Here is a 16,642-nt window from a genome sequence, read left to right as displayed (position 1 = left end):
TCAAAACAGATCATTTATTTTTATTCGAAATGGGGTTGCTGCGCAGACTCCCGTTTGAAGTAATTAAACATATGAAAAATGAAAACCTATATTAAACTAACATTAATTTCATTATTGATTATTTCTTGTTCTTCAAATGAAAATGATACTACTAAATCAATAACATATCCTTCATTTGGTTCTGAAATAGAAGTGACAATTAATGGTTTATCGTTTGATGCAATGGAACCATTCGTCTCACCTAATGGTAATTATCTGTTCTTCAATAATTTAAATGATGGAATTAATACAAAACTTTATTATGCGACTAAAGTTAACGATTCAACCTTTAATTATGTGGGAGAGTTAATAGGGCCAAATCAAACAACAACACCTCATTTGGATGCAGTTGCCGATTTAGATAATAACGGAAATTTCTATTGGACATCTACAAGGAATTACCCTACTGAATTGAATAATCTCTTTCACGGAACTTTTGATTCTGGAAATGTTAGTAATATTGAAAGAGTTCAAGGAGATTTTAATAAGAGTATTCCTGGTTGGCTTGTTATGGATCACGGAATAAGTTTGGATGGACAGTATTTGTACTTCAATAATGCAAGGTTTGATGAAGCAAATTGCCTAGGCCCTTGTGAAACTACTTTAGGTGTTGCACAAAAAGACAATGCTTCAACATTTAATACGCTTCCAAATTCAGTGACAATCCTACAAAACATTAATGATTCAGATTATATTTATTATGCGCCTTGTATCAGTAGCGATAATCTCGAGTTATATTATACAAGATACTTAAAAGGACAAATTACTTCAAGCACAGTTTTTGAAATATGCGTTGCAGTTAGAAGTAATTCATTATCCGAATTTTCAGTTCCCAGAGTTTTATTTTCAGAAGTCATTTCTAATTTAATTGAAGCACCTACACTAACAGTAGATAAAAATATTATTTATTACCATCAAAAAACTTCTGATTCACATAAGATAATAATGAGATATCGAAATTAATTGTAAAATAGTAATGTGATACAAAAATTACTGCCGACACCTTATATAATTTATTGCTTGTTCAAGCATACTTGCAAAAATCCTCTCAGATTTTCTGTTCGGTTTTTATTTGCTTAATTTACTGATAAACCAACACAACCAATCTTATACAAAACCGTTGACAACAATATGAAAAAAATAGTTTACATAATACCTCTACTTTTAACTTGTTGCAAAACGACTGGTTTTATAAGAGAAATCAATACCTAAATCACGGAGTTAAAATCTAAAAAAATATATACGCTGACAACGTACCAGGAAAATGGAGAGCCAAAGAAATAAATACTGTTGCCAATAACGGCTATAGCAAATAGGGCAAAAAGAGCTAAATTTAATGGCTTCGGTGTATTTACTAAGTCCGACAAATCCTTTGGATTTGGCTTTTAAAATGAAAAAGTTAAATCAAAAGGATTTTGCTATGTGTTTGCACAAAAATTCAAAAGTGAGATTGATTGCAAGTTATAAGCCAATTATTAACAACCATAAAGTTTTGCAATAGTTTAATAATCAACTTATACTAAAACCAGTAAACTAAAAATGATACAAAACGATTCGAAGAATACCCTTAAAATAGGAATGGCTCAAATCTCTCCTGTTTGGCTGAACAAACAAAAGACTATTGATAAAATAAAAACATATATCAAGAAAGCTGCTGATGATAATTGTGAGCTTCTGGTTTTCGGAGAAGCATTGCTTCCTGGTTATCCTTTTTGGATCTCACTAACTGATGGGGCCAAATTTAATTCAACCACCCAAAAAGAAATACATGCACATTACATCAGGAATTCGATACAAATTGAAGCTGGTGAACTTGATGATATTTGCGCTTTAGCGAAAGATAAGAATATGGCCATTTATTTAGGTATTATGGAACGTGCCAAAAATAGAGGCGGTCATAGTATTTACTGCTCGCTTGTATATATTAACGCGAACGGTGAAATTAAATCTGTCCATAGAAAATTACAACCTACTTACGAAGAGCGATTAACTTGGGCACCAGGTGATGGTAACGGACTAAGAGTTCATGATTTAAAGGATTTCTGTGTCGGCGGATTGAATTGTTGGGAAAATTGGATGCCGTTATCAAGAACAGCTCTTTATGGTATGGGCGAAAATCTACATATTGCTGTTTGGCCAGGGTCTGATTATAATACGCTCGACATTACACGGTTTATAGCTAGAGAATCTCGTTCATTTGTTGTGTCAGTTTCTAGTTTGATGCGTATAGAAGATTTCCCAGATGATACTCCACATCTCCAAGAAATCCTTAAAGATGCCCCTGCGACTATGGCGAATGGTGGTTCTTGTATTGCTGGTCCGGATGGAGAATGGATTATTCCTCCAGTTATTGATAAAGAGGGACTAATTACTTCTACCATTAATTTTAATCGAGTTCTAGAAGAAAGACAAAACTTTGATCCTGTTGGTCATTATTCTCGCCCAGACGTCACAAAACTCACTGTTAATAGAGAGAGACAATCCATATTAGATATTAAAGATTAGAAGTAGAAAGAGAAGAGCTTTAAATCAGGCTGGCTTTAATTATAATCGAAAGTAAAAAGTTTACTTTTTTTCAATAACACTTATATTCAAATTACGACAGCTTCAAAAAGAATCAAACATGGAAGGAATAGGAAATACACCTCTTATAAAACTAAATCATCTTACTGGTTCTAATGACGCCGATGTTTATGTAAAAATTGAGGGGGCCAACCCTACCGGTAGTATGAAAGACCGAATGGCACTAGCGATGATAGAAGGTGCTGAAAAAAGAGGCGATTTGAAAAAAGGAGGAACTGTTGTCGATTATACTGGTGGTAGCACCGGTAGTTCTTTAGCAATGATATGCTCCGCTAAAGGTTATAAAGCCCATTTTGTTTCGTCGGATGCCTTTGCCAAAGAAAAGCTACAGACTATGCGGGCCTTTGGTGCAAAGCTTGAATTGATACCTAGTGAAAATGGCAAAATTACCGCCAATGTTATTGATAAGGCACTTGAAAGAGTTAGAGAAATAGCAAAACAACCAAACACTTTTTATACAGATCAGTTTAAAAATATTGATAACCGTAATGCCTACCATAAAATGGCACAAGAAATAATGGCTGTTTTAGGAACGGACATTGATGAATTTATAGCTGGTGTAGGCACTGGTGGTTGCTTTTCTGGAAATTCGGAAATATTTAAAAAGGAAATCCCTAAAATTAGATGCATTCCTATTGAACCTTATAATGTGAGAACATTATCAGGCGGTGATACGTCTGGCACTCATCGTCTCGAAGGTATGGGAGCGGGATTCATTCCTGAAATTTGTCGATTAGATTTAGCTGACGAAATTATAGCTGTGAAAGATGAAGATGCCTATGAAACTGCCAGAAAATTAGCCAGAATTGAAGGTGTTTTTGGTGGCATTACCTCTGGTTCAAATGTTTGGGCAGCCTTACAAAGAGCAAAAGCAATCGGCAAAGGAAAAACAATTGTCACCGTAATATGCGATTCAGGATTAAAATACTTGAATGGCGATTTATACTCTTAAAGAATATACTCCAAAACGAAATACCCAATCCTAAATCACACTAATAGATTACTAATCAACTAATTAATCTATACATCCTCATTATTCAATTCACGCATAATTTCTGCAAATAGTTTATATGATTTAATACGATCATTGCCATCGTAAATATTAGTAACCGCAATAAGCTCATCTACCTGAGTATCTGATATAAATTGTTTTACTTGCTTTTTAACCGTCTCTTTACTACCAATAAAAGAATATTTAAGCATTTGCTGTACCGATGGGTTTTGACTCAACTCGCGTAAATCATCTGTCATATCAGTTGGGGCTTGCATAAACCCTCTGTTACCGGTTAATAAGCCAATAATCATTCTATACAATGAGGTTGAAATACGTTCTGCCTCTTCATCCGTATCTGCCACGATAATATTCACCCCAGCTAATGTATACGGTTTCTCTAATTCCACAGATGGTTGAAATTCATTGTGATATATCTTGAGAGCATTCATTAAATGTGTTGTCGCAAAATGACTAGCAAAAGCATAGGGCAGACCTTTTTTAGCTGCTAAATGAGCACTATCGGTACTTGAACCTAGTATATATAACGGTACCTCTACTCCTTCGGCCAGCGTAGCACGAACTTTAGCATCAGCATTATCGGTTGAAAAATATTGCTGTATTTTTTGTACCTCGTCAGGAAAAGACATGGCGGCCTGATAAAAATCTGACCTAATCGCTTTTGCTGTTTCTTGATCTGTACCTGGGGCTCGTCCTAATCCCAAGTCTATTCTATTTGGATAAAGAATACCCAGAGTCCCGAATTGCTCTGCAATTATTAACGGAGAATGGTTAGGAAGCATAATACCACCAGAACCTACTCGTATTGTTTTTGTTCCTTCAGCAATTTTACCTATTAAAATTGATGTGGCACTACTACCTATTGCTATTGAATTATGATGTTCTGCCAACCAAAAACGTTTATACCCTTCGGCCTCAGCTTCTTGAGCTAATACCAAAGAATGATCAAATGTTTCTAATAACGAACTCCCTTGAGATACTATTGCAAGATCAAGTATAGAATATTCAATTTTTTTCATTAAAATAATTTCATTTATATATTTAAAAGTTTCAATATATTATTGAAAAAATATTACAGATTCTTCAACGTTAAAATATAGTTGTCCCATACCTCATGATTGAGTGAGTAATGATAATTTCGCCCAATCTTATGTTGATTAATAAGTTGAGCCTCAACTAATTTTTTAATATGATGACTAATAGATGGCTGTGCTAAATCAAGCAATTTACAAGCATGGGTACATTCGACCTTTCCTTGATTCTTCTGCATGAATTGCAATATTTTTAAACGATTGACATCACTTAATGCTTTAGATAATTTCTCTACTTGTTTTAGCTCCATGATATCTTTAATACATTGATATATGCAAATGTATTGATTATTTTATAATGATATTAAATGACTATTAATTTCTTATAATTAAATTAACGTTTTTAACTCAATGCAATCTGCTTTGATTGAAATCGATAGAAAAAAGGAGGTTCAACTAAATATTTAGTCAATAAAAACAGTATAATACTAAAGTTAGAATTGGCAAAATATGATACCCTCTAAGGGCGAAATCGAAGTAGAAAGCTTAAAACAGACAGGGAGTATTTTGGCATAATTTTAACCTATACACGGTTGAACAAACACGCTATTTAATCATTGTTTTTTGATAAAAAGTCTAAATTTGCGCTGACCAATTTAAGACCTAAATAACAATGAACCTTACTATTGAAAACATACTACTAATTGGTTCTATCTTACTATTTATCAGTATTATAGTAGGTAAGACTTCATATAAATTCGGCGTACCTACCTTAATACTCTTTTTAGCCATTGGTATGCTTGCCGGATCCGAAGGTATTGGCGGTATTAAATTTGACGACCCAAAGCTTGCTCAATTTATTGGTATTGTATCCCTTAACTTCATTTTATTTTCTGGCGGACTTGACACGAATTGGAAGTCTGTTAAGCCTATTTTAAAAGAAGGCCTTGTCTTATCTACGCTAGGTGTTTTACTCACAGCAATTTCCTTAGGTACATTTGTTTATTTCGTTACCGATTTTACTATCTATGAAAGTTTGCTGTTGGGATCTATTGTTTCCTCTACAGATGCGGCAGCTGTATTTTCTATTTTACGTTCAAAAAACTTGGCGTTAAAGAGTAATCTTAGACAAACGTTAGAACTAGAAAGCGGTAGTAATGACCCAATGGCCTATGTACTAACACTTGCCTTTTTGACTTTAGTTATTAACCAAGATTTAAGTATTCTCTCAATTATTCCTTTGTTTTTAAAACAAATGATTTTGGGTGGTATTGGCGGATTCGCATTCGGAAAGTTGAGTGAAATCATCATCAACAAAATCAAACTCGGGTTCGAAGGTCTTTATCCGGTTTTAGTCATTGCACTTATGTTTATTACATTTTCTGCAACCGATGTCGTCGGCGGTAATGGGTTTCTAGCTATTTACATTTGTGCTGTTTATTTAGGTAATCAAGATTTAATACATAAATCGACTATTTTAAAAATGTTCGATGGTATGGCCTGGTTAATGCAAATTGTGCTGTTCCTTACCCTAGGATTACTTGTTTTTCCTTCTCAAATTATGCCATATATCGGTATAGGGCTACTGATTTCAGTATTTCTTATTCTTGTTGCTCGACCGGTTAGTGTTTTTTTAAGTTTGATGTTCTTTAAAATGAAACTTGGACGAAGGTTCTACATTTCATGGGTTGGTCTGCGAGGTGCTGTTCCAATCGTATTTGCCACCTATCCCCTATTAGCAGGTATTGACAAAGCAAATATAATATTCAGTATAGTATTTTTCATATCGGTATCATCGGTTCTAATTCAGGGAACAACATTATCCATTTTTGCTAAGTGGTTAAATGTAGCCTTACCCGACGAAGTAAAGCCCATCGCAGAAAATGAAAGGTACATTCTAAATTTACCAAAATCTGCAATGGAAGAAGTTACTATACCTATAGATAGTTACGCCGTTAATAAAAGAATTATTGATTTGCATTTTCCTAGGTCTGCATTCATTGTAATGATCAAACGAAATAGTAAATTTGTACGACCAGGAGGAGCAACAATAATCGAAGCTAATGATATATTGGTTCTCTTGTTAGATAATGAAGATAGCTTGAAAGAAGTTAACGAAATACTCGACCAAGGTGTTATAGTGTAATATGAAAAGTCCGAATCAAATATTTAGGGTTCTTCTACTCGTTTCAATTTATTGTTTCGGGGTTTATAGTTCTGCCAATTCATTACCATTTTCTAATGAGATTTCTGTTGACCAAAAAAATGAACAGAAAACGTATTTTACTGCCTCAACTAAGCTACTATCGCCTCATTCACAACAATCGGAAGTTTCAATATCTGATGTAACTGAGAATGTAACTCCCAATTTCAAACTACCGTTTGCGAGTGTTTCAATAAGCTTAAAATCTAATGAAGTACTGTTTAATTCAAAATATAAGCAGTACCAAAATTACGCAAACACCTTATTGATTAGGCATCGCAAGACTGACCTAATTTTTCCTTTCCATAATTTCTGGTAACCCATTTTTCTTCAAAGCCTACTATTTAGGTAGCAACAGGTAATATATTGATATGTTGTGATTTAACACAACATACAAAAATTAGCATCTCAAATTTAAAAATATATAAAATGGAATTAGGAATAGCCGCTATAGGCATAGCATCTGTTGCACTTTGTGCAATGCCTTTTGTTATAACAAACAGAAGTAGAAAAATTAAAGAAAAAGTAGTATTAACTTCTCTAAAAGAGGTTGCACATCAACATAACTGTGAAATTTCTGAACATGAAATTTTTGGTCATTACGCTATTGGTGTAGACCGAACTAAAAACTTCGTATTCTTTGTTTTAAAAATAAAGGAAGCTATTCAGCAGCAGTATGTTGATTTAACTACAATAAAAACATGTGAAATAGCGAATATTGGTAAATCTTATGCACGGAAGGAAAAAATCATTGACCGATTAAAGCTAAATTTCTTTCCGGTCGATAATAACAAACCCGACACAGTTTTTGAGTTTTATAATGCTGATATAAACTACCAATTAAGTGGTGAAATTCAGTCTATAGAAAAATGGAATTCGTTAATAAAAAATATGCTGAAAAATAAAGAATAAGCATTGTAGTTATTTTAATTATTGAATAATGGCAGATGAATTACGTTTTCAAAAATTGGCGTATGAAATCTGCCATTTCTATTATACATATTCTAGTGCTTATACTCACTATGATATTTTACTTGGTTGCCGTAATACTGATTCTTATTAAAAAATTACCTGCAATCTCATTAATGATTATATAGTTGATTTTTAAAGATTAAGTCACGCGTAAATTCAAATTAGAAAGTACGGGTTTTACATATCATTTTGAGCGCAGAAGAATAGTGTTGCAGATACACGTAGAAATAGAGTAACTTGTTATCTTATATAAATGTTAATGGTGCTTACACCAACGATTAACATATAATAATCATTTCTTCTAATTATGAAATTAAAAACTATTCTTGTTTTATTCCTTTTCCTAGTAATATCAATTAACAGCTTTTCGCAATTAACCAGTAAGGAAAACACCTTATCAGAAATTCGCAATGAAGGATTCAATAATTCTGAAGCCATGAATATGTTGAGTCAGTTCACTGACATATACGGCCAGAGGCTTACAGGAACTAGAGAGTATTACAAAGCTGCAGAATGGATTTCTAATGAGATGAAAAAAATTGGTCTTCAAAATGTACATTTTGAAAATTATTGTTCTGATTGTAGAGGTTGGAATGTTAACACTTTTAATGTTGAAATGATTGCTCCAAACTATATGAAAATTTCAGCGTATCCTTTGGCGATGTCTAAAAGTACAGATGGCATTGTTTCTGGTACAATCATAAGTATTGAAAGTTATGCTGATATGAATATAGTGCGAAGTGAATTTTCTGGTAAACTGAAGGGAAAAATAATCCTTTTAGGAAAAGAACCTAGAAAGAAATCGCTGTTAGATACCATTGAATCTAGATATTCAGAAACACAATTAAAACAAATGGAGCAAAAAGTAACCGCCAAGGTTAAAGCAACTCCATTACCTGAACTTTTTGAGCAATGGAAAACTGACGATTTTTCCGATGAAACTTTCCTCAAGTTTATAGAAGCTGAAGGCGCTATAGCCGTATTAACTACAAGGCCTATGTATTTAGGAGTTTTACACCCTCAAGGTACTTATTATTATAAAGAGGGTGATTTAAAACCTTTACCGTATTTCACTATCATGCCTGAGCATTTTGGAAGAATATACCGTATGACAAAATTAAATGCAACACCCACTATACGCCTAAATTTGGAAACAGAATTTTACAGTGAACCCGAAAATAATGTAAACATCATAGGGGAAATTTCAGGTAATGATGCTAAACTAAAGTCAGAAAGTATAGTATTAGGAGCTCATTTCGATTCTTGGCATTCTGCCACAGGTGCTACCGATAATGGTGCTAATTGCATAGTTTTAGTAGAAGCTTTACGCATTCTAAAGCAGATTGGCTATGAACCCAAAAGAACTATTAAAATTGGTTTTTGGGGAGGTGAAGAACAAGCTTATTTAGGGTCGGCTGCCTATGCTAAAAAACACTTTGGAGATTTAAATGAAAAACCGAATATAGCATCTAAAAAAATAGCTGCATATTTAAATTTAGATAATGGTGCCGGGTTAATAAGGGGCGTATTTTTGCAGAATAATGAATTGGCAAGACCCGTTTTTGAAAAAGTATTTGAGCCAATTTCTACTATAAGTTCTGGAGCTATTGCTATTGAAAATACGTTATCTACCGATCACGAAACCTTTGATCACTACAATATCCCATCATTTCAATTCATACAAGATGATTTAGCTTATGGGTCTGCAACTCATCATACAAATCTTGACTTTTTAGAATATGTTCCTGAAAATGACATTATGAAAAATGCTGTGATTTTAGCTTGGACAATTTATTCTTTGGATACTATGAAAGAAAACATCCCTAGAAAGAAAAAATAACTAGCCGTAACACCATTTAAAATAGATTGCTAGTGCACCCCTATTCTTGAAAATCCTGACAGATTTTTCCTTGTTATGTGTATGCTATAAATTAAGTGTTAATAAAGGAAATTCATCTTATATGCACAGTCTCAACTCTTAAAAAAACATTCTGCATACAATGAAATTCATAAATACAATCTTTACTATTCTTAGAAATTTATTCCTATTAATATTTCTGATGATAAGTATTTCCTGCCAAAATTCAATAAACAAACCGAGTACAACTAAAAGTGAATCTATAGGTCCAAAAAACGGTGCGTTATTAATTGGTGGTGGCGGAATGACCGATGACATGTGGCACGTATTTCATGATTTAGCTGGTGGTGAATCTGCAAGACTTGTTATTATCCCAACTGCATTCGACGAAAACTCCATCAACTACGACCCAGAATTTAAAATTTTGGAAAGACAATTTAAAGCTCGTGGATTTGATTCTATTCAATTTATGCATACAAGGGATACAGCTATTGCAAATAGCGATGAATTTATAAAACCCTTAAAAACTGCAACAGCGGTTTGGTTTACAGGTGGTCGGCAACATAGAACAGCAGATACATATCTAAATACTAAAACTCACACCGCATTGAACGAAGTTTTAGAGCGAGGTGGGATAATTGGCGGGCATTCTGCAGGAGCGTCAATACAAGGCTCTTATTTAGCTCGTGGCGGCCGCGGATTAAATGACAGTTATAAACTAATCAGTAATCCTGAAGTCGGTTTCAGTTTTGTTACCAATTCAGCTTTTGACCAACATCATCTCGAAAGAAACAGACACTATGATATGTTTGAATTGTTGAAAATTAAACCTGAATTATTAGGGATAGGTTTAGACGAAAACACTGCCGTACTTGTACAAGGAAATGAATTTGAAGTAATTGGAGATAAATATGTGGCCATCTATGATGGAACATTTTGGTCGAACTATTTTAACGAGATTGATACTTTGGAAACCGGTAAAAACAAGTTCTATGTTTTGAAAAATGGTGAAAAATACAATCTTAAAGAAAGACGTGTTCAGCGTAATAAGTTTTTAAAACCAAAAAATCTAACTTCTAATGAACAGAAAGAATTTGCGGGCACATATCTGTTTGAAAAAAGTAAAGTTCTTTGGAATAATATTGTGGTTGAGAATGATACCTTGAAATTTCAAATTGTAAGACGAAATATTGTTCGAGAACCAATTCCCATTTATGCTTACGAAAAAGATTTGTTTTATGACACCGATGCTGAATTATGGTTTCATTTCAAAAGAGATAGCATAGGAAACATTATCGGATTCGATAAAAGAACTCACAAATTTATAGATGGTCTTAATCAGCGATTCAATAAGATTGTTGAGTAAAAACCAAATACTATAAGCTCCATAGTTAAAAGTATATAAGTTCTTAATTAAATGACTTGGCCTTTCCTATAAAAAACCTTCTACTCTTAGATGTAATAGAATAGTCCGTCAAAAATGTTGAATCTTAATAAATTCTAACTTATGGTCTTCACTGATTTTAGTACTTTCACAATAATCACGCAAAACAATTTATGAGTAGCAAGAATCGGGTTTTATAACCTGTTGTTGTAAAATACATTTGACATGTAAAATGTAAAGAAATGACAACACAAGAAAACATAAATTATAATCGAATTGCCGAAGCGATAGACTATATAAAAGTAAATTTCAAACAACAACCTACTTTAAATGAAATAGCTGCAAGCGTTCATTTAAGTCCGTATCACTTTCAGCGCCTTTTCACAGATTGGGCAGGCGTAAGTCCTAAGAAATTTATGCAATTCATGAGTATTCAATATGCTAAACAGTTACTAAAAAATAATCATGCTACTTTGTTTGATACTGCACATGAAACTGGACTCTCAGGTACGAGTAGATTACATGACCTATTTATCAATATTGAAGGAATGACACCTGGCGAATTTAAAAATGGGGGTGAAAACCTCATCATTAAATACAGTTTTGCAGAAAGTCCGTTTGGAAATATTATCGTTGCATCGACCCAAAAAGGGATTTGCCATATGGCTTTCTTTGATAATGAGGAGGAAGCGCTACAGAAATTGATAAATAGATTCCCAAAGGCCACTTACAATCAACTGGTCGATAATTTGCAACAAAATGCCCTATTCATCTTTAAGCATGATTGGAGCAAACTACACCAAATAAAATTGCACTTAAACGGAACTCCATTTCAGTTAAAAGTATGGGAAACATTGCTAAAAATTCCAGTCGGTGATTTGTCTACTTACGGCGCAATCGCCAAGGAAATTGACAAACCAAAAGCCTCAAGAGCAATTGGTACGGCAATAGGCAGCAATCCGGTTGCATTTTTAATTCCTTGTCATAGGGTTATTCAATCAACGGGAAACATTGGTGGCTACATGTGGGGAAATACCCGTAAAACAGCTATTATTGGTTGGGAAGCTGCAAAAATAAATTCAAAACAAGTATAGCAAGTTTCGGGTTTTAAACCCATTCTAATCGCCAGAACTTTGTGTTATAATCTTAACACATAGAGCAATGAAAACCTTTATCTTAATACATGGTTCATGGCATAGCGCATGGAACTGGCACAAAGTAATTCCCTTATTAGAAGAACAAGGGCACAAAGTTTTTGCTATTGATTTGCCCGGTATGGGCCGTGATAATACGCCTATTGAACAGGTAACATTTTCTAATACCGTTTTAAAATTATGCCATTTGATTGATAGTATTGAAGGGCAGATTATTTTAATTGGACATAGTAAAAATGGTATTATGATTTCACAGGTGGCAGAATACAGACCTGAAAAAATTGAAAAATTGATTTACTTGGCGGCATACTTGATTCCGAATGGCAAAACCCAGTCCGACTATTCCTCACAAGATATTTATGGGGTTCTTAAACCTCATGTAACCATGCATCTAGAAACCAAATCGCACACATTACAGCCAAAAATTTATAAAGAGGGACTTTATCATGATTGTGAGGATGAAATTACAGAAATGGCTAAACTAGTATTAAGTCATGAGCCTATTGAATCTGGTATAACACCCTTCATTAACTAATGAAAAATTTGGTAGTGTTAGAAGATTCTATATCGAATGCACTGAAGATAGAGCCGTTACTCCATTCATTCAACATAAAATGTATAGTGAAACAGTTTGTGAGAAAGTGTTTAAAATACAAACCAGTCATTCGCCATTTTTCAGTAAACCAAAGGAACTCACTACTATTTTCCTTGAAATAGCATCATTGTAATTATGACAGAAAAATTAAATAAGATAAACTGGCCTTCAGTCGCTGAAGAGATGCACGAGAAAGGTTATGCCATACTCCCTAAACTACTTTCAAGTGATCAATGTCAAGTATTAATCAAATCATACAACACTCCCGCATTATATAGAAAAACTGTTATAATGGAGCGATATCGTTTTGGATTGGGTGAATATAAATACTTTGATTATCCGCTGCCAGAATTAATTCAATCATTACGTGAAAACTTCTATCCTATGTTAACGCCAATAGCTAACTTATGGATGAAGGCTTTAAAAATTAATACGGAATTCCCAACCACATTAAAAAAACTTCACCAGCAATGTCACGAGAATAATCAGATGAAACCTACTCCCCTAATTTTAAAATATGGAAAGGGAGGTTTCAATACCTTGCATCAAGATTTGTATGGTGATGTATATTTCCCCCTTCAAACGGTACTGTTTTTAAATGAACCAGGTGTGGACTATGAGGGTGGCGAATTTGTACTTACCCAACAAACACCAAGAGCGCAGTCTAAAGCCATAGTGCTGCAACCCAAAAAAGGAGATTTGCTTATTTTTACTACGAATTTTCGTCCTATAAAAGGTACAAAAGGCTATTATAGAGCTACCATGAAACATGGTGTTAGTGAAGTAAAAAGTGGAGAAAGACATACCTTAGGTATCATTTTTCACGATGCAACGGCATAATTATGATACATCATACTTCATTTAAAGATAAAGAGATACGAACCAAAATTAGAACTGGTGATATCAAGTTTGGTGGAAATAAGAATCTGAAAATTTATGGCACGTTAAATTGCAAATCGGGCTTACGAATGAAAAGAGAAAACAAAGTATTTTTCTCATCAATAGAAGAAGCTATTAAAAGCAATTTTCGACCTTGTGGAAATTGCATGAAGGAAGCCTATAAAAAATGGAGAAATGAAATTGTTTGATATAAAAGTAGACCCTACTAAAAACTTACTCCCACAGGGTGGAACTGTAAATTACTATGGTAAAATTCTTAATGACCTGGAAGCAGCTAGTTATTTAGACCTATTACTAAATCATATTGAATGGAAAAACGACGAGGCAATAATATTTGGCAAGAAAATAATAACAAAGCGCAAAGTGGCATGGTACGGAGAAAAACCGTTTGAATACACCTATTCAAAAACCACCAAATTGGCACTACCCTGGACTACCGAATTAGTATACTTAAAAAATAAAGTGGAGCAAGAAACAGGTGAGACCTTTAATTCGTGTCTGCTCAATCTTTATCACGATGGCAACGAGGGAATGGCCTGGCATAGTGATGGTGAAAAAGATTTAAAAAAGAACGGAGCCATTGCCTCTTTAAGTTTTGGCTCAGAACGAAAATTTGCCTTTAAACATAAAGAAACCAAAGAAAAAGTTGGATTGATTTTAGAACATGGCAGCTTATTAGTTATGAAGGATGAAACCCAAACCATTTGGTTGCACCGATTACCACCTACAAAATCAAGCACGCAACCCAGAGTCAATTTGACTTTCAGAACGATTATAGAAAAATAGTAATACAAATATATCTCAATACAGCATTTTTAAAACTCCATAGTTTACATCGTCTTTTTTACTTTAATTTTGCAGCATGGTCAGAAATGTACAGTTACGATTAACGTTAAAGGAAGAAGCTACCCCTAATGGTTTAGAAATACGTACTGCAAAATATCTTGGACTTGTAGATGGTACTTTTAAAATAAGGGTACTTAGAAAATCTATAGATGCACGTAAACCTAAAATAGTTTTCAATTATAATCTGGCCGTTTATATCAATGAACCCGCCCCAAGCGATGCCTTATCATTTAAATACAAAGATGTATCAAAAGCCAAACCTATTCATATTATTGGTTTTGGACCTGCAGGCATGTGGGCTGCGCTTCGTTGTTTAGAAATGGGGTACAAACCCATTGTAATTGAAAGAGGCAACAATGTAAAAGATCGTAGACGTGATTTAAAGGCAATCAACCAAGACCATCTAGTGAACCCAGAAAGTAACTATTGCTTTGGAGAAGGTGGTGCTGGTACGTATTCTGACGGAAAATTATATACCCGAAGCTTAAAACGTGGCGATGTACGTCGCATATTTGAAAGTTTGGTTTTTCATGGTGCTACAGACCAAATATTGGTAGATGCACATCCGCATATCGGGACAAACAAACTCCCGAAAATTGTTCAGAACATTCGAGAGGTTATTCAACATCATGGTGGCGAAATTCATTTCAATACCAAGGTGACTGATTTTGTTATCAAGAACAATACGCTAAAAGCTATCATTCTCAATGAAAAGGATGAAATGGCCGTAGATCGGGTCATTCTAGCTACCGGACATTCCGCACGTGATATATTCGAGCTATTACACAAAAAAGATATTGCATTAGCCGCAAAATCTTTTGCTATGGGTGTTCGTGTAGAGCATCCGCAACATATCATTGACAGTATTCAATATCATTGTTCTGGTGAGCGAAACGAACTGTTACCTGCCGCTTCTTATAGTTTAGTTGAACAGGTGAAAGAGAGAGGCGTATACTCTTTTTGTATGTGTCCCGGTGGATTCATTGTACCAGCTGCAACCGCACCCGGAGAAGTGGTTGTGAATGGTATGTCACCGTCGAAACGAAATAATTTGTATGCAAACTCTGGTATCGTTGTAGAAATTAATGTAGATACCGATATACCTAAGTACGAAAAATTCGGAGCCCTAAAAGGATTGGAATATCAAAAAGACTTGGAACGTTTGGCTTTTACTTCAGGTGGAAGAACACAAACTGCACCAGCACAACGGTTAACTGATTTTGTTGATGGAAACCTATCCGTAGATTTGAACCCTACCTCCTACCAGCCCGGATTAAAATCAGCTCCCTTACACTCCCTTTTACCAAAATTAATAGGCAGTAGACTGCGTCAAGGTTTTAAGGCTTTTGGCGATAAAATGCATGGATACTATACTGCAGAAGCAAATATCGTTGGGGTAGAATCACGAACCTCATCGCCAGTAAGCATCCCAAGAAATGAACAATTAGAACATCCGGACATTAAAGGTCTTTTTCCATGTGGTGAAGGTGGTGGCTATGCTGGTGGTATTGTCTCAGCAGCTATGGATGGCGAACGCTGTGCCGAAGCAGCCATGAAGGGACTATAAAAGTTTAAGAATCAAGTCCAAAATTTAAAAAATCAAGTTCAAAAAAGTAATGGGTAATTTAGTTTTTGAATTTGGCTTAGCTCTTTATTTTCTTATAACTCAATTATACTAAATAACCTTAACACAATTTCTTTATGCTTTACACTTCAAACTGAATACTGAATACTGAATACTGAATACTGATGTTTAAGCCATTTTAGGCTTGTTTGCTTTAGTGATAAAGTTTAACTCTTTTTTTATTTTTGAATTTTTGAATTTGTATAAACGAGCTACTTCAGTTTTAGACTCAAGGTTTAACTCATACGTTGTTTCAGTAACAATTGTCATTTCAATAGTTTCAACCTTAACTTCGTTAGTAGCGTTTTGAGCTTGTGCAGTTAAGCTTAAGAAGATGATAAAGATGATGGTTAGTATTGTTTTCATGACTTGCATTTGTTACACTTATAGAACGTAGCAGACCTTGTTGCACTAGGTGGTGAATCGCTGAAAAACACATAT

The 16,642-nt window shown here is 34.2% G+C and carries 17 protein-coding genes; 14 read left to right on the top strand and 3 right to left on the bottom strand.

The genetic code is table 11. The features are described from left to right. The first annotated feature begins 78 nt into the window (after nt 1–78). The 3 genes from AAC084_RS20470 (at nt 79) to AAC084_RS20460 (ending at nt 3,574) form a co-directional block, all read left to right on the top strand. Nucleotides 79–1,002 carry a hypothetical protein gene (locus AAC084_RS20470; RefSeq protein WP_339842155.1) on the top strand — a complete coding sequence of 308 codons (924 nt, stop codon included), beginning with the start codon at nt 79–81 and terminating at the stop codon, nt 1,000–1,002. Between the two features lie 576 nt (nt 1,003–1,578). Then, nucleotides 1,579–2,544, top strand: a complete 966-nt coding sequence (locus AAC084_RS20465) for a carbon-nitrogen hydrolase family protein (protein ID WP_339842154.1) — start codon at nt 1,579–1,581, stop codon at nt 2,542–2,544. Nucleotides 2,545–2,662: 118 nt separating this feature from the next. Next, nucleotides 2,663–3,574 (top strand): cysteine synthase family protein, encoded by a 912-nt coding sequence (locus AAC084_RS20460; RefSeq protein WP_339842153.1) that lies wholly within the window; start codon nt 2,663–2,665, stop codon nt 3,572–3,574. Between the two features lie 68 nt (nt 3,575–3,642). Here the strand turns inward: AAC084_RS20460 and AAC084_RS20455 are convergent, their stop codons facing one another. Both AAC084_RS20455 and AAC084_RS20450 read right to left on the bottom strand, forming a co-directional pair. Then, nucleotides 3,643–4,659, bottom strand: a complete 1,017-nt coding sequence (locus AAC084_RS20455) for an LLM class flavin-dependent oxidoreductase (RefSeq protein WP_339842156.1) — start codon at nt 4,657–4,659, stop codon at nt 3,643–3,645. A 47-nt stretch (nt 4,660–4,706) separates the two neighbouring features. After that, complete coding sequence (locus tag AAC084_RS20450) at nt 4,707–4,976, bottom strand: winged helix-turn-helix domain-containing protein (RefSeq protein ID WP_339842152.1); 270 nt, start codon at nt 4,974–4,976, stop codon at nt 4,707–4,709. A 362-nt stretch (nt 4,977–5,338) separates the two neighbouring features. On the opposite strand from AAC084_RS20450, the gene AAC084_RS20445 reads away from it, so the two are divergent. The 11 genes from AAC084_RS20445 (at nt 5,339) to AAC084_RS20395 (ending at nt 16,144) form a co-directional block, all read left to right on the top strand. After that, nucleotides 5,339–6,811: a potassium/proton antiporter gene (locus tag AAC084_RS20445; RefSeq protein ID WP_339842151.1), complete on the top strand. Its 1,473-nt coding sequence runs from the start codon at nt 5,339–5,341 to the stop codon at nt 6,809–6,811. A 1-nt stretch (nt 6,812) separates the two neighbouring features. Continuing rightward, nucleotides 6,813–7,187: a hypothetical protein gene (locus AAC084_RS20440; protein ID WP_339842150.1), complete on the top strand. Its 375-nt coding sequence runs from the start codon at nt 6,813–6,815 to the stop codon at nt 7,185–7,187. 110 nt (nt 7,188–7,297) lie between these two features. After that, on the top strand, nt 7,298–7,780 hold the full coding sequence (locus AAC084_RS20435) for a hypothetical protein (RefSeq protein ID WP_339842149.1): 483 nt from the start codon (nt 7,298–7,300) through the stop codon (nt 7,778–7,780). A 367-nt stretch (nt 7,781–8,147) separates the two neighbouring features. Continuing rightward, nucleotides 8,148–9,680 (top strand): M20/M25/M40 family metallo-hydrolase, encoded by a 1,533-nt coding sequence (locus tag AAC084_RS20430; RefSeq protein WP_339842148.1) that lies wholly within the window; start codon nt 8,148–8,150, stop codon nt 9,678–9,680. 220 nt (nt 9,681–9,900) lie between these two features. Then, nucleotides 9,901–11,064 carry a cyanophycinase gene (locus AAC084_RS20425; protein WP_339842147.1) on the top strand — a complete coding sequence of 388 codons (1,164 nt, stop codon included), beginning with the start codon at nt 9,901–9,903 and terminating at the stop codon, nt 11,062–11,064. A gap of 260 nt (nt 11,065–11,324) precedes the next feature. Next, the gene (locus tag AAC084_RS20420) at nt 11,325–12,176 is read left to right on the top strand and encodes a methylated-DNA--[protein]-cysteine S-methyltransferase (RefSeq protein WP_339842146.1); all 852 of its coding nucleotides are present in this window, start codon (nt 11,325–11,327) and stop codon (nt 12,174–12,176) included. A 67-nt stretch (nt 12,177–12,243) separates the two neighbouring features. Beyond that, nucleotides 12,244–12,771, top strand: coding sequence for an alpha/beta fold hydrolase (locus AAC084_RS20415; RefSeq protein ID WP_339842145.1), 528 nt, complete (start codon nt 12,244–12,246; stop codon nt 12,769–12,771). A gap of 195 nt (nt 12,772–12,966) precedes the next feature. Then, on the top strand, nt 12,967–13,671 hold the full coding sequence (locus AAC084_RS20410) for a 2OG-Fe(II) oxygenase (RefSeq protein ID WP_339842144.1): 705 nt from the start codon (nt 12,967–12,969) through the stop codon (nt 13,669–13,671). A gap of 2 nt (nt 13,672–13,673) precedes the next feature. After that, nucleotides 13,674–13,919: an Ada metal-binding domain-containing protein gene (locus AAC084_RS20405; RefSeq protein WP_339842143.1), complete on the top strand. Its 246-nt coding sequence runs from the start codon at nt 13,674–13,676 to the stop codon at nt 13,917–13,919. Then, nucleotides 13,906–14,517: an alpha-ketoglutarate-dependent dioxygenase AlkB gene (locus AAC084_RS20400; protein ID WP_339842142.1), complete on the top strand. Its 612-nt coding sequence runs from the start codon at nt 13,906–13,908 to the stop codon at nt 14,515–14,517. The genes AAC084_RS20405 and AAC084_RS20400 overlap by 14 nt, the downstream gene beginning before the upstream one ends. A 76-nt stretch (nt 14,518–14,593) precedes the next feature. Beyond that, entirely contained in the window at nt 14,594–16,144 is a 1,551-nt protein-coding gene (locus AAC084_RS20395) for an FAD-dependent protein (RefSeq protein ID WP_339842141.1), read from the top strand. 186 nt (nt 16,145–16,330) lie between these two features. Here AAC084_RS20395 and AAC084_RS20390 read toward each other — a convergent pair whose 3' ends face one another. Further along, nucleotides 16,331–16,567: a hypothetical protein gene (locus tag AAC084_RS20390; RefSeq protein WP_339842140.1), complete on the bottom strand. Its 237-nt coding sequence runs from the start codon at nt 16,565–16,567 to the stop codon at nt 16,331–16,333. Nucleotides 16,568–16,642: the final 75 nt, after the last annotated feature.

The organism is uncultured Maribacter sp., assembly GCF_963977385.1.
Taxonomy (GTDB): domain Bacteria; phylum Bacteroidota; class Bacteroidia; order Flavobacteriales; family Flavobacteriaceae; genus Maribacter.
This window is presented reverse-complemented; position numbering and strand designations above follow the sequence as displayed.